The following is a 17,903-nucleotide window of genomic DNA, read 5'->3' as shown; positions in this document are numbered from 1 at the left end:
ATGCAGGCATCATCCAAGACATCACAGGCAAGAACCCAATTCGGCGTCGTCGGCGCGGGACTGTGGGGATCTTTCCATTGCAAGACACTCAACGCGCTGCCCAACGCCGAGATCGCGGCGGTGTGCGATCTCGACCCGGCGCGCGCCCGATCGATGCAAGAGCAGTTTGGCGCCCGCAAGGTCTATACGGATTATCGTGAACTGATCGCTGATCCGGAGGTGGAGGCAGTGACAGTCGCCACTCCGGATTTCGCCCACGGCGATATCGTGCTCGCAGCGATTACGGCGCAGAAACATGTTTTGAGCGAGAAGCCACTCGCCACGAGCCTGGACGAGGCGCGCAAGATCGCCGAGCTTGCCGCCAAGGGAAAAACCAAGGTCATGGTCGACTTTCACAACCGGGTCAATCCGGCCGTCCATGCCGTCAAGGAGGCGATCAGTGCCGGCGAGATCGGCGCGCCGCTTCATGGCTCAGCCCGGCTCTCCAACACGCTCTTCGTGCCCTTCGAGCTCCTGAGCTGGGCTGCGAAGTCATCGGCTCTCTGGTTTCTCGGCAGCCATGCCGTCGACGCCTTGCGCTTCGTGCTCGAGGCCGAGGTCGTGCGCGTGCAGGCGATGAAGCGGCATGGCTTTCTCGCGGCACAAGGCGTCGACACGGCGGATGTGCATCTGGCATTGCTCGAATTCGACAACGGCGCCGTCGTATCGCTCGAGAACAGCTGGGTGCTGCCGCGCGATCTGCCGCTGATCTTCGATTTCAAAGTGGAAGTCGTCGGCGAGAAGGGCTCGCTCGCCATCGACACGGCGCAGAATGGCACATTCAAGAAATACGCCGGCGCCGGCCTGCGCAGCGGCGATATGCTGGGCGTCACGCCGGCAGGGGGCGGGCGCATCGGCGGTTTCGTCATGGAAGCGATTGCAAGGTTCGTCGATGCGGTGACGCTCGGCACACCGGTGCTCGCCGATGCCGAAGATGGCCTCGAAGTCACCCGCGTCCTCACCGCCATAGAGGAGGCGGCGAGGACGGGCGAGACCGTCAGACTCCCGAAGAGTCGGCACTGATGGCATCGCTCAGCTTCACTTCGGTCGGCAAGCGTTTTCCGGATGGGACACTGGCGCTGTCGCGGGTCGATCTTGAGGTCAGGGACGGCGAATTCCTGGTTCTCGTCGGTCCCTCGGGCTGCGGCAAGTCCACCTTGTTGCGCAGCGCCGCGGGGCTCGAGACGCTGAGCGAGGGGAAAATCGCCATTGGCGGAAAGGACGTCACCGATCTCGGCCCCGGCGATCGCGACATCGCCATGGTGTTCCAGAATTATGCGCTCTATCCGCATATGGACGTGTACGAGAACATGGCCTTCGGCCTTGGCCAGCGGAAAGTGCCGAAGGACGTCATCAAACAGAAGGTCGAGGAAGCAGCGCGGATCCTCGATCTCATGCCCTATATCCGCAAGAGGCCGGGCACGCTTTCGGGCGGACAACGCCAGCGCGTCGCCATGGGCCGCGCCATCGTGCGTGATCCGCAATGCTTCCTGATGGACGAGCCATTGTCCAATCTCGATGCCAAATTGCGGGTCCAGATGCGCGCCGAATTGAAGCTGCTCAATGCGCGGCTTGGCGTTACGACGCTCTATGTGACGCATGACCAGGTGGAAGCGATGACCATGGGGGACCGCGTCGCGGTCCTGCGGCCGGTCAGCGATGAAAATGAGAGCAATCTCCAGCAATGCGCCAACCCGCGCGAGCTCTATGAGAAGCCGGTGAACCTGTTCGTCGCGGGCTTCATAGGGTCACCCGCCATGAACTTCTTCACGGTGCGACCGGCGCGCAATGGCGAGACGATCAACTGCGCCATCGCCGGAACGGATATGGTCCTGCCTCTCACAGCCGCGCAGGAAGCGGCGCGCCCGTTCCTTGCGCAATGGACAGATCGCGATCTCATATTAGGGGTTCGACCGGAGGCCTTTCTCTATCCTAATCCGATTGCCGGAGGATTGAAGAGCAAGGTTCTGATCACCGAGATGACCGGCGCCGATGCCTATGCCTTCTTCGACAATCCGGGCACGAAAAATACTGGCAGTCTGTTATCCGCCAGCCGGATCACGGCGCGCATTGATCCGCGCCATCTTCCCAAAGCCGATGAAGAGATCCATATCGGCGTCGATATGGATCGCGCGCATTTCTTCGATCCGGCGACCGGCTTGGCCTTACGATAGCCACGACCGGCATCCGACCCGAGGCCCGGACCTCACGCTTCCTCTTCCACCGTCCAGGAATGGGTGATCTTCGCCGTCTTGGCCAGCATGATGGAGGCCGAGCAATATTTTTCGGCCGACAGATCGATGGCGCGCTTCACCGCGGCTTCCTTCAGATTGCGGCCCTTCAGCTTGTAAGTGAGATGGATCGCGGTAAATATCTTGGGATCGGTGGGCTCGCGCTCGGCCGAAGCCTCGACATCGCAGCTCGTCACCGCCTCGCGCCCCTTCTCCAGAATATGCACGACGTCGAATGCGGTGCAGCCGGCCAGCCCGATGAGCAGCATCTCCATCGGCCGGATGCCGATATTGCGGCCGCCCGCCTCGGGCGCTCCGTCCATCACAACGGCATGGCCGCTGCCCGATTCACCCACAAAAGTCCGGCCTTCCAGCCACTGAACACGCGCCTTCATTGTCGGGATCACCCTCTCAAGCTCATTCTGCCCGGCCTATAAACCTATGATCGACCATTGGCCAGCGCCGCGCCGATCATGCCAGCTCTGACTTTCAGATGGGACTGACGAATCTGCACGTCTTTCGCCGCGCCGTGCCAGATGCCGAGCCGCGCCGCCTCGCCGATCGCGCGCCAATATGGACCATCGGAACTCACCAGGCCGCCGCCCACAACCACGCCCTGCGGATCGAGCACGTTCACCAGCAGCGCTATGGCGTTGCCGAGAATTTGCCCGCCTCGGCGCAAGAGAAGAACAGCCTCCCTCTCGCCACGATCGGCAGCGCTCAAAAGGTCGCGCGGCGTCGCGCAGGCGAGCCCCGCAGCGCGCGCCCGGCGCAGAAGGCCGGCTCCGCCGGCGCTGTCTTCGATGACATCGGCCTCCCTGTCGTCATGAGCATTCGCCAGGTCGACCGCGCTCATACCAAGACAGATGGCCCAGCCATGCGCGCCATTATAGCATTCCTCGCCCTGCATCAGGACGCTCGCTATGCCGGTGCCGGCATTGACATAAATCCACTGGGTCATGTCGCGGCCGGCGCCGAAGCGCGCCTCGGCCAGAGCCGCGGCATGAACATCCGATTCTATGACAACCGTTTCGAAATCACTGAAGGCTCGACGCAGCTCCCCTTCACCGAGCTTCACGCGATGAGCGCTGACGATCCGTCCCTCATTGTCGACGAGTTCGCAGATGCCGATGCCGACCTTGGCGACGCCCGAATGCTCGCGCAATTTTGCAACGGCGCTTTTCATCCGGGCGAGATAGGCCGGTCCCGTCTCGGCAGGATCCGGCGTGTCGAAGATCTCCTCGGCGAGCACGCTGCCGGTGGTGAGATCGATGAGACCTGCCGCCGTCTTGCTGCCGCCGATGTCGACGCCGATGGCGCGGGTCATGGCTTTGGCTGATAGTGCGGCGCCACGCCGAAGACAAATTCAGCCGGCTCCTTGCCCATGTTCCAATATTGGTGCTTTTCGCCCGCCGGGATGAAGAAACCGTCCTTGGGGTGGATCTCGAACCAGGTCTGGCCATCCTTTTCCGGGACCAGGACGTTGAGCGTGCCGGAGAGGAGATAGAGGCACTCATCACCACCATGCACCTGGAGAGACGAAGCGCGGCCCGGCGCTACGCTGCTGCGACCGACGGTCAGATGCTCGCTCGCGGCATAGAGGCCGGTGAGCACACACTGGTCCTTGCCGTCGAGTTCCCAGAGCAGTTCGGCATCGCGCATCACGCGCATGGTCGCCGACTGGCGGCGCTCTTCCGCGGCCATCGGCCAGCGGCCGATATATTCGCTCTGCTGATATCTCGACTGCTCGACATAGGGCCTGGTGCGGGCATAGGGCCCCGACGTGCCGGTCGAGGGCGGTGGCGCAAAATATTCGAGGACGCGCAGGGGCTCGTCCGACAGGCTGAAGCCATGATGCCAGGTGTTCTTGCGGAAGAAGACGGCTTCGCCCGCTTTCGCGACATGAACTTCGCCGGTCTCGGGATTGGCCGAGCCCAGGGTGCCTTGCAGCACATAGAGGACCTCATCGGCACCGAAGACGGTCGGGCGGTCCGTGGAGTGGCGGAAGGCGCCATAAGGGGGGAGCCCGAAGACAAGCTGATGGATCTTGTCGGTCGAGGCATAGATCCAGTCATCGACGAAGCCTGCTTCAGCATCGCCCCAGAGAAACCGCGTTACTCCGGCATAGGGAATATGGGTGGCGCCGGTGAAGGTGGGGCGCGGCGACGACTTGTAGGACATGAGGGCTCCGTACGGTTCAAGGGCTCTTGATTTGTACTGACTGGACGGTACAATATCAGTATGGGAAAAGGCAAGACGAAACGGAATACCCGCGATCTCATTCTCGATGCCGCCGAGCTGATCGTCGACCGGGATGGCGTGAATTCACTCACCTTCGACGCGCTCGCCGCCGAAGCCAGGGTCAGCAAAGGCACGACGCTCTATCATTTCGACTGCAAGGAGGCGCTCACCTCCGCGATGATCGAGCGCTTCGTCGCGCGCTTCGATACGGCCTGGGCCGATGCGATCCACGAGGACAAGGAAGCGCTCGGCCGCAAGATTCGGGCCTATGTGAAGGCGACCATCCAAGGCGAGGCGATCACCGGCAAGACCTTCGACAAGGTCAATGGCGCCATCACCGCGGCGCTGACCAATTTTCCCGATCGCGTCGAGCCGGTGCGCCAGCAAGGCCAGCGCCACCAGGCGGCCATCGAAGCCGACGGACTCGATCCGGTGTTCGCTACCATCATCCGCATGGCCAATGACGGCCTGTGGTTCGCCGAGAGCTTCAATCTCATGCATTACGACCCGAAGCTCAAACAGGCCGTCGCCGAGCGCCTCGTCGCCTGGACGAAACTGCAGAAGCTCCCGACCGCCGAAACGCTCGGCGCAGGAGAGGCCAAGGACGAGAAACTCGTCGCCCGAGAATGAACGAAAACTACGCCAGCTCCTGGCCGGCTTCCTTCAGGATCCAGTCGCGGAACAGCTTTGTCTTGTTCGGCAAGGGCCCGCCTTCGGGATAGACGAGATAATAGTTGAAGCCGGACGAGGCCATCACGTCGAATGGCTGGATGAGCTTTCCGGTTTTGAATTCCTCGGTGACGAAACCCAGATGCACGAGCGCGAGGCCATGGCCGGCAACGGCGAGGACCATTGCCATCTGCTGCGTCTCGACATCGATGCCGGGCCGCGAGAAGGCCGCCGGCGGGTTGATGCCGGCGGCGGCGAACCATAGCGGCCACCAGTCATCACGCGGACCGATAAAGATGCAGTCGGCGAGATCGGCGGGGGTCTTCGGTTTTCCGATGCGTGCATAATATTGCGGACTGCAGGCGACGGTGAAATTGCCCCCACCGATGCAATGGCTCTTTATACCGGGCCACTCGCCCTTGCCCGAGCGGATGCCGACATCGACGCCATCATCGTGGAAATTCGCAAGATTGGGCGAGATGTCGAGGCGCACGGCGAGTTCGGGATTCTCCATCTGGAAGGAGCCGATACGCGGGGCGAGCCAGGTCGTCGCGAAAGTGTGCATGGTCGAAATGACCAGAAGGTTCGCGGTCTCGGCTTTGGCTGAACGGAAGGCCTGCGCGAGGTCGCCAAGCGCCTGGCGCACCAGAGGCGCCACTGCGCGGCCATGCTCGCTCAGGCCCACGCCCCTCGCCTCGCGCCGGAACAGAGCCGTACCGACATAGTCTTCCAATAGCTTGACCTGATAGCTCACCGCCGACTGGGTCATATTCAACTCGGCCGCCGCCTTGGTGAAATTGAGGTGGCGGGCTACCGCGTCAAAGACCTTCACGGCCTGCAGGGGAGGAGTATCAGCCATCGGAAGCCATTAATTGGTTTGATGCCTAATACCAGAATTCGCGTTGGAAACGAAGGAAAATGCGGATCATATTTATCATCACTTCGATGGCTTACAGCAATCACGAGGCCCAAAATGACCCTCACGACCCGCTTATTCCGGCTGTTTTCGTTGACCGGTTCCGCCTCGGGCCGCACCGCCGTTCCTCGGCTCGACACGCTGCGCTTGAGCAACCACGATCTGGCCGACCTGAACCTGCCACCCTACTACCGCACCAAGCTCGATCTCGACCGGGCCTATGGGCTCAACGACCGGGCTCGGTAAAGCTCCCGTGCAGACAGGTCGGAAGTGTCGACGACGCGCTTCGGGCGCTTGAAACCGGCAACTGACGCCGCAAGCGCCCCGGCAATCCCCTGCTCGCTCACCGCTCTATCCCGAATGATCATTGGCGCATGATTTGTCCAGATCATGCGGTTGCTAGCGCTACGGTTTCAATCCGGTTTCCTCGAGCAGCCCCTTGCGCTTCGCGGCGTAATAATAGCCGCTCGTATAATAGCGAAGCGCCTTCTTCTCGTTGCCGTCGGCGACGAGATAGGCGCCGGCCAGATATTTGACGCCATATTTCAGATTGGTGTCGGCATCGAGCAGCCCCTTGGCGGGGCCGCGATAGCCCATGGTGCGCGCCGTCGCATATTTGATCTGCATGAGGCCCCAGTTGCCGCGATGATAGGCCTTGGGATTGTATTTGCTTTCACGCTTGACCACTTGATGCACCAGCGCTTCCGGCAGACCGTACAAAGCGGCATATTGGGTGATCGCAGCACTGATCTCGGCATTCGCCTGGGCGCGGGCGGAGCCTGAAAAGCCCAGCAGCGACAAAGCCAACAGAAGTGTCAGGCCGAGGACGGCCACTATCCTGGATATCATTACACCTCGCTTACGCACGGTCCGTGCAGTCAATCCCCATACCCAGTACGGCCGGGACCGGCAAGTGATCGTGACCTATGCGTTCCGCCGTCAGTCTTTCAGGAAGCGAGAGATCATTTTTTCCTCGCCGAAAAGACCACGTGGCCGCAAGACCAGCAAGGCGGCGAGCGCCACGCCGATGAGCACGATCTGCAACGCCGCGGCGCGCGCCTGATATTCGCCCGGCACGAAGGCGGCGAGGAGCGCGCCTGTGACGCTCCAAAGGCCCCAGACCAGCACAGCGCCCAAAAGCGCGCCGCGATTATTGCCCGAACCACCGATGATCAGCATGGCCCAGACCTGGAAGGTCAGGGTCGAGACATAATTCTCGGGCGCGATGAAGCCGATGAAATGGGCCTGCAGGGCGCCCGCCAGGCCCATGATGGCGCTGCCTAGCGCGAATGCCTGGATGCGAAAGAGATTGGCATTCTTGCCGAGTGACACCGCAGCCGCCTCATCCTCGCGGATGGCGCGCAGAACGCGGCCCCAGGGACTGCGCACCAGCCGTTCCAGCCCATAGTAGAGAAGCGCCGTAATGGCGCCGATCAAAGCCAGATTGGCGAGATTGAAGGCGACCGGCCGGTCCTCGAGCCCGCCAAAGGCGCGCGGAATGAAGCCGATGCCGAAAGGCCCGCCGGTCACTGTCTCGGCATTGAGGGCGACGAGTTGGATGGCGATAGCGATGCCGAATGTCGTGATGGCGAGATAATCGGCGCGCAGGCGCAAGGTGATGGCGCCGATGAGCGCCGCTGCCGCGCCCGAGACGATCATGGCGGCGATCCAGCCGAACCAGACCGGCAGGCCGAAGCCGCCGAAACGGTCTGCCACGTCGGGCGTGGTGAGGAGCGCCGACACATAGGCGCCAATGGCGACGAAGCCGGCGACGCCGACATTGAAGAGGCCGGTCTGCCCCCATTGCACATTGAGGCCGAGACAGATGATGCCATAGGTGAGCGCCGTGACCAGAAAGAAGGCGGCATAGGCGAGGAGATCGAGCATCAGGCGCGCCCTCCGAAAAGTCCGGAGGGCTTGACCAGCAGCACCGCGATCAGAATGAGAAAGGCAATGGCGGCGCGGTAGTCGGCGCCGACGACCTGTACCGCCGCGGCTTCCGCGAGGCCGACAATCAGGCCGCCCAGAACCGCGCCCGGCACGCTGCCGATGCCGCCGAGGATCGCGGCGGCGAAGAGCGGCAAAAGCAGATCGAACCCCATGAAGGGCCTGATCTGCACGGTGATGCCGAGCATGACACCGGCTGCGCATGCAAGCGCGCCGCCGATCATCCAAGTGGCGCGGATGACGCGATCGACATCGACGCCGGCGACACGCGCCAGGACCGGATTTTCCGACACCGCGCGCATGGCGCGCCCGGTCGGGCTCAGCGCCATGAAGCGCTCCATGACGATGACGAGAGCCAGGGTGAGGAGCAGAAGGAATATCTGATCGGGCGTCAAGCGGATGCCGAAAGCGATGGGTGTGGCGATCTGAATGTCGCGCGAGAAATAAGCGGGCTCGGAAGTGAAGAGGAACTCGAGCAGGCTGCGCAGCGCCATCGAGGCGCCGAAGCTCGCCATGACCATGACGATGGCATTGCCGCGGTCGCGCAGTTTGGCGAAGAGGACGCGATCGAGGGCGAGTGCCAGAAGACCGGTGAGCAGCGCCGCCAGCACGCCCGCCAGGACGACCGGCCAGCCGAAGGACAAAGCTCCGATCGTTCCCGATCCGCCGAACATGGCGCCGAAACCCGAAGCCAGCGCCAGAGTGAAGTAGGTGCCCCAGGCGAGGAATTCGCCATGGGCGAAATTGGCGAAGCGCAGGATCGAGTAAGTGAGCGTGACGCCGACGGCGCCGAGCCCGATCAGCGCGCCCATGATGAGGCCATCGGCAATGAATTGCAGGTTCATGCCGCCCCCCTGGCCGGGGCGACACCCAGATAGAGCTCGCGGATTACCGGATCGGAGGCGATATCGGCGGCTTTGCCTTCATGCGCGGTCCTGCCTTCGACCAGAATGACGGCGCGGTCGGCGAGGGTCAGCGCCGCCTTGGCATTCTGCTCAACCATCACGATGGTGATGCCGGTATGGCGGATCTCGGCAAGCTTGGCGAAGACCTGACCGACGAGCTTGGGGGAAAGTCCGGCGGAGGCTTCATCGAGCATCAGAATGCGGGGGCCTGCAATCAAAGCGCGCGCGACGGCGAGCATCTGGCGCTGGCCGCCCGAGAGACGTCCGGCCGCCAGTTGATGCTGACGCGCGAGATCGGGAAACAGCGTCAGCATCGCCTCGATCTTTTCCGCCCGCTCGACCTTCGGCAGGATATCGGCGGCGAGACGGAGATTGTCGATGATCGACATCAGCGTGAAGACATTCTCCGTCTGCGGCACGAAGCCGAGGCCCTGGCGCGCCAAAAGATGCGCGGGGCTCCTGGTGATGTCGCGGCCGTCCAGCGTCACGGCGCCGGCGGATTTCGACACAAGACCGGCAATGGCTTTGATGAAGGTCGACTTGCCGGCGCCATTGGGTCCGAGAATGGTGACGATCTCACCCGGCGACACCGCAAGGCTGACGCCGCGCACGATGGGGGCGCCCGGCTCATAGCCAGCTTCCAGGCTGTTGATGGCGAGGATCGGTTCTGTCATGCGCTGCCTGTGCCGAGATAGGCGTCGATGACTTCAGGGTTCCTGATGACTTCGGCGGACGTGCCCTCGAACAGCATGCGGCCCGCCGACAGGACGAAGACATGGCCGCAGAGCCGCGCGACGAGATCCATATTATGCTCGATAATGAGAAAGGTGATGCCGCGCCGGTTGATCTCGATCACCCGGTCGATGATGGTGTCGAGCAGCGCCGGATTGACGCCGGCGCCGGGCTCGTCGAGCAGGATGATGCGGGGATCCGCCATCAACACACGGCCGAGCTCGAGAAGCTTGCGCTGGCCGCCGGAAAGCACGCGCGCCGGCTCGCGGGCGAGGCGGGCTAACCCTAAGAAGTCGAGATGCGCCATGGCCCGCTCGGCATTGGCGCGCTCGTCGCTGGCGACACGACGCGGCGTCAGCCAGTTGGCGAAGAGGCTTTCGCCCTTCTGTCCCTGTGCGGCGGTCAGCATGTTCTCGATGAGCGTCATTTCGGCGAAAGGCTTCGGGATCTGAAAGGTGCGTCCGAGGCCCTGCTTCAGCCGCCGATACGCCGCTTCCGTCGTGATCGCCTTCCCTTCGAGCAGGATGTCGCCCGACGTCGGCCGGAAGCTGCCGGCGATGAGATTGAAGAGCGTGGTCTTGCCGGCGCCATTAGGCCCGATGAGCCCGGCGATCGAGCCTTGCCCGACCTTCAACGACACATCCGAAACCACCTCAGCGCCGCCGAAATGCTTCGAGACGGACCGGACTTCCAACATACCTTTCCCCTGACGCAATCCAGTCACCAAAGCCTGTAGCTTCGGCGGGATTTGCTCTAAGAGTCTCAGCTGTTATCATTCCTCCCGCTTCATCACCAGCCCACAGGAAGCAATTTGCCATGGCCGCTGTCTCCGACGACAGTTTTGAGCTTTACGACCTGCGCATCGAAGTCGTCGCCCCCGTGGGTGCCAAGCTCTATTGCGGCGCCAAGGTGGGGGATTATTTCGAGCTCAAGGGCGAGATGCTGTATCTGCCGCCGGGACAAGGCATATCCATCTATTCGCTGGCCTCGGTGCTGCCGCTGCTCGCCGCCAAGCAGCGCGAGACGCATCCACATGACTGGATGTCGACCGATGCCGAGATCGCCTGCCCCGACCCCAATTGCCCGAGCCGACTGCGCATCATCAGGGGCGCCAAGAGGCGCTTCCGCCATTCCGAGACGACGGCAGTTGCGCTCCCCAAGGACAAGACTGTTTGACCATGACTGAATTCTTCGACCTGCGCCCGGGCTATCAGATCTCCCGGGTCATCCGCGGCGGCTGGCAGCTCGCCGGCGGCCATGGCGCCGTCGAACGCCGGGACGCGGTGGCGGATCTCGCGCTCTTCTGCGAGGCCGGCATCACCACCTTCGACTGCGCCGACATCTATACCGGCGTCGAGGAGCTCATCGGCGAATTCAGGTCTGTCTATAAGGACAAGCACGGAGCGGACGCACTCAGGCGCGTCAAGATCCATACCAAATGCGTGCCTGATCTCGATCTCCTGCCGAGGATCAGCAAAGCCCATGTGCAGGCGATCATCGATCAATCGCTCAAGCGGCTCAGGATGGAGCGGCTCGATCTCGTTCAGTTCCATTGGTGGGACTACGACTTCCCGGGCTATCTCGAGACCGCGCTGTGGCTCAAGGAACTTCAGCAGGCGGGCAAGATCGATCTTCTGGGCGGTACCAATTTCGATACGCCGCGGTCGGCCGAGCTCATGGAGGCCGGCTTCCCGCTGGCCAGCATGCAGGTGCAATATTCGCTTCTCGATGCGCGGCCGGAAAATAGCCTCGTCGCGCTCTGCCGGAAACATGATGTGCATCTCCTCTGCTATGGCTCGGTCGCCGGCGGCTTCCTGAGCGACCAGTGGCTCGGCAGGCCTGAGCCCAAGCCGCCTTTCGAGAATCGGTCGCTGACCAAATACAAGCTGGTCATCGATGATTTCGGCGGCTGGGCGCTGTTCCAGGAGCTGCTCGCTACGCTACGTGGCATCGCCGATACGTATGGAAGTGATATCGCGACGGTGGCGAGCCGCGCCATGCTGGAGCGCCCGCAAGTGGGCGCCGTCATCGTAGGCGCGCGAAACCGCCATCACCTCGCGGCCAATCGCGCCATCTTCGATCTCCGGCTGACGCCTGGCGATCATGCCGACATCGCGTCGGTGCTCCGCCGGAGGAAGGGGCCTGAGGGCGACACCTTCACCCTCGAACGCGACCGCCACGGAAGGCACGGCTCGATCATGAAATACAATCTCAACAAGGAAGCCTCATGACGCCGCTTGCGCAAGCTGCCGCCCGCGAGGTGGTCGAACTGCATGCCTTCTTCGTCGAGGCCTTCACCGGCCGCGACCGCGATTTCAGCCGCGCCGAGTTGGCCTTGGCGCCCGATATGCTGATGGTGACGCCGGAAGGCCGGCGCGTAACCCGGACCCAGATCATGGCGGGCCTCGTCAATGCCAAGGCGCGGGCCGATTTCCGCATCACCATCAGTGACATCAGGCCGGTCAGCGAGACTGAGCAAGGCGTCTTGCTCCAGTATGTCGAGGAACAGTATCGTGACGGCGAGACGTCTCAACGCGTATCGGTGGCCCTGTTCGAAGCGGTTCCCGGGGCGCCGTGTGGCGTCCTCTGGCACTATTTGCAGGAAACCTGGATTGCCGACTGACAAGAGGCAGGACGGCCTGCCCCATAGGGAGGAGACAAAATGAGATACGCTTTGCTGGCCATGACCGCTCTCGCGGGTCTGGCCCTGACGCCGGCGGCGAGCCAAGCCGCCTGCGACGTCACCGTCGGCCTCGTGATGGAGCTGACGGGACCCGCCGGCCAGTATGGCCAGGCCGGCGCCAAATCGGTCGAAATGGCTTTCCGCGACATCAATGACGCGGGCGGCGTGATCGATGGCTGCAAGCTTCTGACCGACACGCGCGACAGCCAGAGCCAGGGCAATGTGGCCGTCGATGTTGCGGCCCAGCTTGTCCAGGTCAAGAAAGTGCCGGCGCTGATCGGCGGCATCATTTCCTCAGTCTCGATCCCGATCCTCACCTCGGTGACCGGCCCGGCAAAGGTTGTGCAGGTGTCGCCCGCCTCCTCCTCGCCGACGCTCACCGCGCTCGGCCGCGAAGGCAAGACGAATGGCGTGTTCTTCCGCACCATAACGTCCGATGCGCTGCAAGGCGTGGCGGCAGCTAAATATGCGCTCGACCAGGGCTTCAAGAAGCTCGCCATCATCCATGTGAACAACGACTTCGGCGTCAACATGGTGAAGGAGTTCTCCAAGGCCTATAAGGCCATGGGCGGCGAGATCATCTCGGCAACGCCTTACAACGAGAAGCAGCCGAGCTATCAGGCGGAAGTCACCGCCGCGATGACCGGCTCGCCCGACGGGCTCTATCTCATCTCCTACCCCGTCGATGGCGCCACCATCGCCAGGCAGTGGATCTCGCAGGGCGGTGTCGCGAAGTTTCTGCTCAATGACGGCATGAACAGCCCGGACTTCATCACCAATGTCGGCGCCAAGTATCTCGACGACGCCTACGGCACCTCGTCGGGCACCAATCCGACGCCCTCGACCGATTATTTCATGAAGAACTACAAGGAATTCTCCGGCATCGAGCCGTCCAATCCGGCGGCCGACCGCTCCTATGATGCGGGCGCCATTGTCGGCCTCGCCATCGCGCAGGCCGGCAAGGCGGAGCCCGCGGCCATCAAGGAGGCGATCAACAAGGTGCTCGACCCCAAGGGCGAGGTGATCCATGCCGGCAAGGACGAATTCGCCAAGGCGCTGAAGCTCATCAAGGAAGGCAAACCGATCAAATATGAAGGCGTCATCGGCCCGGTGAGCTTTGATCAATATGGCGACATCACCGGCCCCTTCCGTCTGTGGCGCATCCAGAATGGCGAAGTCACGACGGTCGGCGAAATGACCACCGCCGATGTCGACGCGATCAAGGCCAAGATCGGGAATTAGCGCATATCGGTGTGCGATCGCTCCGTTTTCACTTCTCCCTCCCACGCGCCTCTTGAGGCGTGGGGGAGGGTGGTCGGAGCGAAGCGTAGACCGGGTGGGGGCAACTTGACCAACTGACCCCACCCCCGCCCTACGGGCGTACCCTCCCCGCAAGCGGGGAGGGAGAAGTAATTTCAGACCACGCAGAATTGAGTTTCATGACCCGCCATCCCGACCGCTTCACCCTTGCTCCCGATCTCGAGATCAGCCGACTGCTCGTAGGCCTCTGGCAGATCGCCGATATGGAAAAGGACGGGCGCGTGCTCGACCACCCGGCTCTGGCGCGCGACATGAAAGCCTATGCGGATGCGGGCTTCGACACGTTCGACATGGCCGATCACTATGGCAGCGCCGAGATCATCGCCGGTCATTACCGGGACATCACCCGCGCCGGCGTCATCGCGACGAAATGGTGCCCGACGCCGGGCGCCATGACGCCGGAGGTGGTTCGCGCCGCCGTCGAGCGGGCGCGTGAGCGCCTCAAGGTCGAGAAGATCGATCTGCTGCAATTTCACTGGTGGATGTTCCAGCATCCGGGCTGGATCGATGCGATGAAGGAGCTGGCGCGGCTCAAGACGCAGGGCATCATCGGCCATCTCGGCACCACCAATTTCGACACCGACCACCTGCGTCTTCTGCACGATCACGGCATTCCGCTCGTCACCAATCAGGTGTGCTTCTCGCTGCTCGACCGCCGCGCTGCGGGCCCCATGAGCGAGTTCTGCGCCAAGTCCGGCGTCAGGCTCCTGGCTTACGGCACGCTGGCCGGCGGACTTCTGACCGAGAAGTGGCTCGGCAGGACCAGCCCCAAGGACACGCAGAACTGGAGCCTGATGAAATATCTGCGCTTCGTCGAGGCGATCGGCGGCTGGGACGTCCTGCAGGGCATCCTTGCCGCCGCGGACAGCATAGCGCGCAAGCACAAGGTCTCGATCGGCAATGTCGCGACGCGCTGGGTGCTGGAGCAGAAGGCGGTGGCGGGCATCATCATCGGGGCCAGGCTCGGCGAGCGCGAGCACCGCGCCGACAACCTCAAGATCTTCGATTTCGCGCTGGATGCGGAAGACCACAGCCAGCTCGATGCCGCCTTGGCCGAGGCCAAGCCGATCGGTGGCGATTGCGGCGATGAATATCGCAAACCCCCGTTCCTCACCGCCTCGGGCGATCTCAGCCATCATCTGGCGAGCTTCCCGAAAGTCTATGCAGCGCAAGCCGTGCCGGACCGCCCGTCGCGCCTGCGCATCGACACGGGCAGCATCTGGGAACCGCTCGCCGGCTACAGCCGGGCGGTGCGGGTCAAGGACCGCATCATGGTGAGCGGCACCACCGCGACGCATGGCGCGGGCGAATTGATCGCGCCCGGCAGCCCGGCCAGCCAGACCGTCTATATTCTCGATAAGATCCGCGCCAGCATCGAGGCCTTGGGGGGCACGCTCGAGGATGTCGTGCGCACCCGGGTATATTTGCGCGACCAGTCGGCCTGGGAAGAGGTCTCCAAGGTACATGGCCGCGTCTTCGGCCATATCAGGCCGGCCAATACGCTGCTCGAAATCGGCGCGCTGATCGGCAAATATGACGTCGAGATCGAAGCGGAGGCCATTGTCGAAGAATGAAGACCAGAACCGAATTCCCGCGCGCCATCCGCCTGATCGAGCATGTCGAGATCCCGCTGTCGGACGGCGTCAGGCTGTCGGCGATGATTTGGCTGCCCAAGGATGCCGAGCAGCGGCCGGTTCCCGCCATTCTCGAATATCTGCCCTATCGCAAGCGTGACGGCACCACCGAGCGCGACGCGCTCAATCATCCCTATTTCGCCGGCCATGGCTATGCCGCGATCCGCGTCGACATGCGCGGCGCGGGAGATTCCGAAGGCGTGCTCAGAGGCGAATATCTGAAGCAGGAGCAGGACGACGCGCTCGAAGTGCTGGCCTGGATCGCGGCGCAATCCTGGTGTACCGGGTCGATCGGCATGATCGGCATTTCCTGGGGCGGCTTCAACGGCCTGCAGATCGCGGCGCGCCGCCCGCCCGAACTCAAGGCGGTGATCTCGCTCTGCTCGACGGACGATCGCTATGCCGATGACGTGCATTTCATGGGCGGCTGCCTGCTGGTCGACAAATTCGCCTGGGGCTCGACGATGTTCAGCATCAATGCGACGCCGCCCGATCCCCTGCTCGTCGGCGATAGATGGCGCGATCTGTGGCTGGGCCGGCTCAACGAATCGGGCTTCTGGCTCGAGGAATGGCATCGCCGTCAGCGTCGCGACGATCTCTATAAACACGGCTCGATCTGCGAGGACTATGGCGCCATCCAGTGCCCGGTCTATCTCGTGGGCGGCTGGATGGACGGCTATTCCAATCCGATCTTCCGCATGATGGAGCACCTCACCTGCCCGAAGAAGGCGCTGATCGGCCCCTGGGCGCATAAATATCCGAACTTCGCCGAGCCCGGTCCGCGCATCGGGTTCCTGCAGGAATCCTTGCGCTGGTGGGACAAGTGGCTGAAGGGCATCGAGACCGGCATCCTGGACGAGCCGCCTCTGCGCGCCTGGATCCAGGATCCGGTGCCGCCCCGCACGCATTACGCCGAGCGCCCGGGCCGCTGGGTGGCCGAGGCGTGCTGGCCCATTGCAGAGGCCAAGCCGCTCACCTTGACACTGGGTGACGGCGTTCTCGCCGACAGGGCCGGCGGACCCGAGCTTCGCCTCTCCATTTGCTCACCGCAGACCATCGGGCTCGCCGCCGGCAAATGGTGCCCCTATGGGGTCGAGGCGGATGAGCCGGGCGATCAGCGCGAGGAGGCTGGCGGCTCACTCGTCTTCGACAGCGCGCCGATGACCGAACCGCTCGAGCTCCTGGGCGCACCCATCCTCCATCTCGACGTCGCGGCCGACCGGCCGGCGGCCTTCGTCGCCGCCACGCTTTCGGAAGTGCTGCCCGACGGCTCCGCCACGCGGCTCTCTTACGGGCTTCTCAATCTGACCCATCGCGACGGGCATGTGGATCTGAAGCCGCTGGAGCCCGGCACACGTTACCAAGTGACGATCAGGCTCAATGAACTTGGCCAACGCATTGGCGCGGGAAACCGGCTCAGGCTGGCACTTTCGAACGCCTATTGGCCGATCGTGTGGCCTTCGCCAGAAAAGACCACGCTCTCGGTCGCCACGACCCTAAGCCGCCTCGACCTGCCGGTGCGCCGCGCGCGTCCGGAGGACGCTCAGTTGCGCCCGTTCGAGCCGGTCGAGAACGCGCCCACCTTGCGCAAGACGGCGCTACGCCAGGGCGCCAGTGAATTCACCATCACCCGCGACCTCAAGACCGAAGAAGTCGAGATGTTCAGGCTGCAGGATGACGGGCTCACCCAGATCGACGATTTCAACTGGACCTATGGGGTGAGAGCCGAAAGGCGCTACCGCATCCATCCGGACGATCCACTGTCGGCCAAGGCGGAGACGCGCTGGCGCAAGGAATACCAGCGCGGCGATTTCCACATCGCCATCGAGACCCACACCACGATGAGCGTGAGCGCAACCGAACTCATACTGACCGGCAAGCTCACGGCACACGAGAGCGAAGCGCACACCTTCTCGCGCGAATGGTCCTTCCGCATCCCGCGCGATCATCTGTAAAGGCGAGTGTCCAGAAGGTAGCGAACCGAAGGAGGAACCGTTGGTGATGAAACTGATCGCGCTTTCGGGCAGCCTGCGGCGTGGTTCGCTCAACACGACGCTGGCGCGCGCCGCGGCGCGGCTAGCACCCGAAAGTGTGGACGTCACGGTCGAGACCATTCACGGTATTCCGCTTTACGACGCGGATGTCGAAGCCGGCGAGGGATTGCCCGAGCGCGTGTCGGCGCTGAAGGATGCGATCGCGGCGGCAGATGGGCTCTTGCTGGTTACGCCCGAATACAACAATTCGATCCCCGGCGTTTTCAAGAATGCCGTCGACTGGCTGTCACGGCCCGATGCCGACATCAAGCGGGTCTTCGGCGGCAAGCCCGTGGCCCTGATGGGCGCCTCGCCCGGCGGCTTCGGAACGATCCTGAGCCAAAGCGCCTGGCTTCCGGTGCTGCGCACCTTGCGGGTGAATTTCTGGAGCGGCGGCCGTCTGCTCGTCTCGCGGGCGCATGGAGCCTTCAGCGACGATGGCGACCTCGTCAATGCGGCAACTCAGGAACAGGTCAGAGCCTTCATGGCGGGTTTCGCCAGCTTCATCCGGGCGGCTGATCAGGAATTGCACCCGGATTGAACGGCGCGCCTC

20 protein-coding genes are annotated in these 17,903 nt (G+C 63.1%); 11 read left to right on the top strand and 9 right to left on the bottom strand.

Features of this window, described 5'->3' with window-relative positions:
- Together G5V57_RS12680 and G5V57_RS12675 are read left to right on the top strand one after the other, a co-directional pair.
- Complete coding sequence (locus G5V57_RS12680) at nt 1-1,062, top strand: Gfo/Idh/MocA family protein (RefSeq protein ID WP_165167861.1); 1,062 nt, start codon at nt 1-3, stop codon at nt 1,060-1,062.
- Nucleotides 1,062-2,213, top strand: coding sequence for an ABC transporter ATP-binding protein (locus G5V57_RS12675; protein WP_165167860.1), 1,152 nt, complete (start codon nt 1,062-1,064; stop codon nt 2,211-2,213). The genes G5V57_RS12680 and G5V57_RS12675 overlap by 1 nt, the downstream gene beginning before the upstream one ends.
- 32 nt (nt 2,214-2,245) lie before the next feature.
- On the opposite strand, the gene G5V57_RS12670 is transcribed toward G5V57_RS12675, so the two are convergent.
- The 3 genes from G5V57_RS12670 to G5V57_RS12660 are packed head-to-tail and all read right to left on the bottom strand — an operon-like array spanning nt 2,246 to nt 4,451.
- Entirely contained in the window at nt 2,246-2,665 is a 420-nt protein-coding gene (locus G5V57_RS12670; RefSeq protein WP_165167859.1) for an OsmC family protein, read from the bottom strand.
- A gap of 44 nt (nt 2,666-2,709) precedes the next feature.
- Nucleotides 2,710-3,597 (bottom strand): ROK family protein, encoded by an 888-nt coding sequence (locus G5V57_RS12665; RefSeq protein ID WP_165167858.1) that lies wholly within the window; start codon nt 3,595-3,597, stop codon nt 2,710-2,712.
- On the bottom strand, nt 3,594-4,451 hold the full coding sequence (locus tag G5V57_RS12660; RefSeq protein WP_165167857.1) for a cupin domain-containing protein: 858 nt from the start codon (nt 4,449-4,451) through the stop codon (nt 3,594-3,596). The genes G5V57_RS12665 and G5V57_RS12660 overlap by 4 nt, the downstream gene beginning before the upstream one ends.
- A gap of 60 nt (nt 4,452-4,511) precedes the next feature.
- On the opposite strand from G5V57_RS12660, the gene G5V57_RS12655 reads away from it, so the two are divergent.
- Nucleotides 4,512-5,141, top strand: a complete 630-nt coding sequence (locus G5V57_RS12655; RefSeq protein WP_165167856.1) for a TetR/AcrR family transcriptional regulator — start codon at nt 4,512-4,514, stop codon at nt 5,139-5,141.
- Between the two features lie 7 nt (nt 5,142-5,148).
- Here G5V57_RS12655 and G5V57_RS12650 read toward each other — a convergent pair whose 3' ends face one another.
- Entirely contained in the window at nt 5,149-6,039 is an 891-nt protein-coding gene (locus tag G5V57_RS12650) for a LysR substrate-binding domain-containing protein (RefSeq protein ID WP_165167855.1), read from the bottom strand.
- A 114-nt stretch (nt 6,040-6,153) separates the two neighbouring features.
- On the opposite strand from G5V57_RS12650, the gene G5V57_RS12645 reads away from it, so the two are divergent.
- Nucleotides 6,154-6,342, top strand: a complete 189-nt coding sequence (locus tag G5V57_RS12645) for a hypothetical protein (RefSeq protein ID WP_165167854.1) — start codon at nt 6,154-6,156, stop codon at nt 6,340-6,342.
- 159 nt (nt 6,343-6,501) lie between these two features.
- Here G5V57_RS12645 and G5V57_RS12640 read toward each other — a convergent pair whose 3' ends face one another.
- From G5V57_RS12640 to G5V57_RS12620, 5 genes are all read right to left on the bottom strand, one after another.
- Complete coding sequence (locus G5V57_RS12640) at nt 6,502-6,945, bottom strand: transglycosylase SLT domain-containing protein (protein WP_165167853.1); 444 nt, start codon at nt 6,943-6,945, stop codon at nt 6,502-6,504.
- 90 nt (nt 6,946-7,035) lie between these two features.
- Nucleotides 7,036-7,983 (bottom strand): branched-chain amino acid ABC transporter permease, encoded by a 948-nt coding sequence (locus G5V57_RS12635; RefSeq protein WP_165167852.1) that lies wholly within the window; start codon nt 7,981-7,983, stop codon nt 7,036-7,038.
- Nucleotides 7,983-8,888 (bottom strand): branched-chain amino acid ABC transporter permease, encoded by a 906-nt coding sequence (locus G5V57_RS12630; protein ID WP_165167851.1) that lies wholly within the window; start codon nt 8,886-8,888, stop codon nt 7,983-7,985. The genes G5V57_RS12635 and G5V57_RS12630 overlap by 1 nt, the downstream gene beginning before the upstream one ends.
- Nucleotides 8,885-9,622, bottom strand: coding sequence for an ABC transporter ATP-binding protein (locus tag G5V57_RS12625; protein ID WP_165167850.1), 738 nt, complete (start codon nt 9,620-9,622; stop codon nt 8,885-8,887). The genes G5V57_RS12630 and G5V57_RS12625 overlap by 4 nt, the downstream gene beginning before the upstream one ends.
- Nucleotides 9,619-10,377 carry an ABC transporter ATP-binding protein gene (locus G5V57_RS12620; RefSeq protein ID WP_165167849.1) on the bottom strand — a complete coding sequence of 253 codons (759 nt, stop codon included), beginning with the start codon at nt 10,375-10,377 and terminating at the stop codon, nt 9,619-9,621. Before G5V57_RS12620 ends, G5V57_RS12625 begins: the two co-directional genes overlap by 4 nt.
- A gap of 119 nt (nt 10,378-10,496) precedes the next feature.
- Here G5V57_RS12620 and G5V57_RS12615 point away from each other — a divergent pair, with 119 nt between their 5' ends.
- The 7 genes from G5V57_RS12615 to G5V57_RS12585 all read left to right on the top strand — a co-directional run bounded on the left by G5V57_RS12615 (nt 10,497) and on the right by G5V57_RS12585 (nt 17,891).
- A complete protein-coding gene (locus G5V57_RS12615) occupies nt 10,497-10,856 on the top strand; it encodes a TIGR04076 family protein (RefSeq protein WP_165167848.1) in 360 nt (119 codons plus the stop codon).
- 2 nt (nt 10,857-10,858) lie between these two features.
- Complete coding sequence (locus tag G5V57_RS12610; RefSeq protein WP_165167847.1) at nt 10,859-11,911, top strand: aldo/keto reductase; 1,053 nt, start codon at nt 10,859-10,861, stop codon at nt 11,909-11,911.
- Nucleotides 11,908-12,303, top strand: a complete 396-nt coding sequence (locus G5V57_RS12605) for a DUF4440 domain-containing protein (RefSeq protein ID WP_165167846.1) — start codon at nt 11,908-11,910, stop codon at nt 12,301-12,303. Before G5V57_RS12610 ends, G5V57_RS12605 begins: the two co-directional genes overlap by 4 nt.
- A gap of 39 nt (nt 12,304-12,342) precedes the next feature.
- Nucleotides 12,343-13,605 (top strand): ABC transporter substrate-binding protein, encoded by a 1,263-nt coding sequence (locus tag G5V57_RS12600; protein ID WP_165167845.1) that lies wholly within the window; start codon nt 12,343-12,345, stop codon nt 13,603-13,605.
- Between the two features lie 197 nt (nt 13,606-13,802).
- Complete coding sequence (locus G5V57_RS12595; RefSeq protein ID WP_165167844.1) at nt 13,803-15,257, top strand: aldo/keto reductase; 1,455 nt, start codon at nt 13,803-13,805, stop codon at nt 15,255-15,257.
- Nucleotides 15,254-17,272, top strand: a complete 2,019-nt coding sequence (locus G5V57_RS12590) for a CocE/NonD family hydrolase (RefSeq protein ID WP_165167843.1) — start codon at nt 15,254-15,256, stop codon at nt 17,270-17,272. Before G5V57_RS12595 ends, G5V57_RS12590 begins: the two co-directional genes overlap by 4 nt.
- Before the next feature lie 46 nt (nt 17,273-17,318).
- Nucleotides 17,319-17,891, top strand: a complete 573-nt coding sequence (locus G5V57_RS12585; RefSeq protein ID WP_165167842.1) for an NADPH-dependent FMN reductase — start codon at nt 17,319-17,321, stop codon at nt 17,889-17,891.
- Nucleotides 17,892-17,903: the final 12 nt, after the last annotated feature.

The organism is Nordella sp. HKS 07 (assembly GCF_011046735.1).
GTDB lineage: Bacteria > Pseudomonadota > Alphaproteobacteria > Rhizobiales > Aestuariivirgaceae > Taklimakanibacter.
The sequence above is the reverse complement of the archived record's forward strand: the minus strand, read 5'-3'. Positions and strand labels throughout refer to the sequence as shown.

What these genes read in the sequence shown, in the direction of transcription:
- G5V57_RS12680 (WP_165167861.1), top strand. Translation starts at nt 1, where the DNA reads ATGCAGGCATCATCCAAGACATCACAGGCAAGAACCCAATTCGGCGTC.
- G5V57_RS12675 (WP_165167860.1), top strand. Translation starts at nt 1,062, where the DNA reads ATGGCATCGCTCAGCTTCACTTCGGTCGGCAAGCGTTTTCCGGATGGG.
- G5V57_RS12670 (WP_165167859.1), bottom strand. Translation starts at nt 2,665, where the DNA reads ATGAAGGCGCGTGTTCAGTGGCTGGAAGGCCGGACTTTTGTGGGTGAA.
- G5V57_RS12665 (WP_165167858.1), bottom strand. Translation starts at nt 3,597, where the DNA reads ATGACCCGCGCCATCGGCGTCGACATCGGCGGCAGCAAGACGGCGGCA.
- G5V57_RS12660 (WP_165167857.1), bottom strand. Translation starts at nt 4,451, where the DNA reads ATGTCCTACAAGTCGTCGCCGCGCCCCACCTTCACCGGCGCCACCCAT.
- G5V57_RS12655 (WP_165167856.1), top strand. Translation starts at nt 4,512, where the DNA reads ATGGGAAAAGGCAAGACGAAACGGAATACCCGCGATCTCATTCTCGAT.
- G5V57_RS12650 (WP_165167855.1), bottom strand. Translation starts at nt 6,039, where the DNA reads ATGGCTGATACTCCTCCCCTGCAGGCCGTGAAGGTCTTTGACGCGGTA.
- G5V57_RS12645 (WP_165167854.1), top strand. Translation starts at nt 6,154, where the DNA reads ATGACCCTCACGACCCGCTTATTCCGGCTGTTTTCGTTGACCGGTTCC.
- G5V57_RS12640 (WP_165167853.1), bottom strand. Translation starts at nt 6,945, where the DNA reads ATGATATCCAGGATAGTGGCCGTCCTCGGCCTGACACTTCTGTTGGCT.
- G5V57_RS12635 (WP_165167852.1), bottom strand. Translation starts at nt 7,983, where the DNA reads ATGCTCGATCTCCTCGCCTATGCCGCCTTCTTTCTGGTCACGGCGCTC.
- G5V57_RS12630 (WP_165167851.1), bottom strand. Translation starts at nt 8,888, where the DNA reads ATGAACCTGCAATTCATTGCCGATGGCCTCATCATGGGCGCGCTGATC.
- G5V57_RS12625 (WP_165167850.1), bottom strand. Translation starts at nt 9,622, where the DNA reads ATGACAGAACCGATCCTCGCCATCAACAGCCTGGAAGCTGGCTATGAG.
- G5V57_RS12620 (WP_165167849.1), bottom strand. Translation starts at nt 10,377, where the DNA reads ATGTTGGAAGTCCGGTCCGTCTCGAAGCATTTCGGCGGCGCTGAGGTG.
- G5V57_RS12615 (WP_165167848.1), top strand. Translation starts at nt 10,497, where the DNA reads ATGGCCGCTGTCTCCGACGACAGTTTTGAGCTTTACGACCTGCGCATC.
- G5V57_RS12610 (WP_165167847.1), top strand. Translation starts at nt 10,859, where the DNA reads ATGACTGAATTCTTCGACCTGCGCCCGGGCTATCAGATCTCCCGGGTC.
- G5V57_RS12605 (WP_165167846.1), top strand. Translation starts at nt 11,908, where the DNA reads ATGACGCCGCTTGCGCAAGCTGCCGCCCGCGAGGTGGTCGAACTGCAT.
- G5V57_RS12600 (WP_165167845.1), top strand. Translation starts at nt 12,343, where the DNA reads ATGAGATACGCTTTGCTGGCCATGACCGCTCTCGCGGGTCTGGCCCTG.
- G5V57_RS12595 (WP_165167844.1), top strand. Translation starts at nt 13,803, where the DNA reads ATGACCCGCCATCCCGACCGCTTCACCCTTGCTCCCGATCTCGAGATC.
- G5V57_RS12590 (WP_165167843.1), top strand. Translation starts at nt 15,254, where the DNA reads ATGAAGACCAGAACCGAATTCCCGCGCGCCATCCGCCTGATCGAGCAT.
- G5V57_RS12585 (WP_165167842.1), top strand. Translation starts at nt 17,319, where the DNA reads ATGAAACTGATCGCGCTTTCGGGCAGCCTGCGGCGTGGTTCGCTCAAC.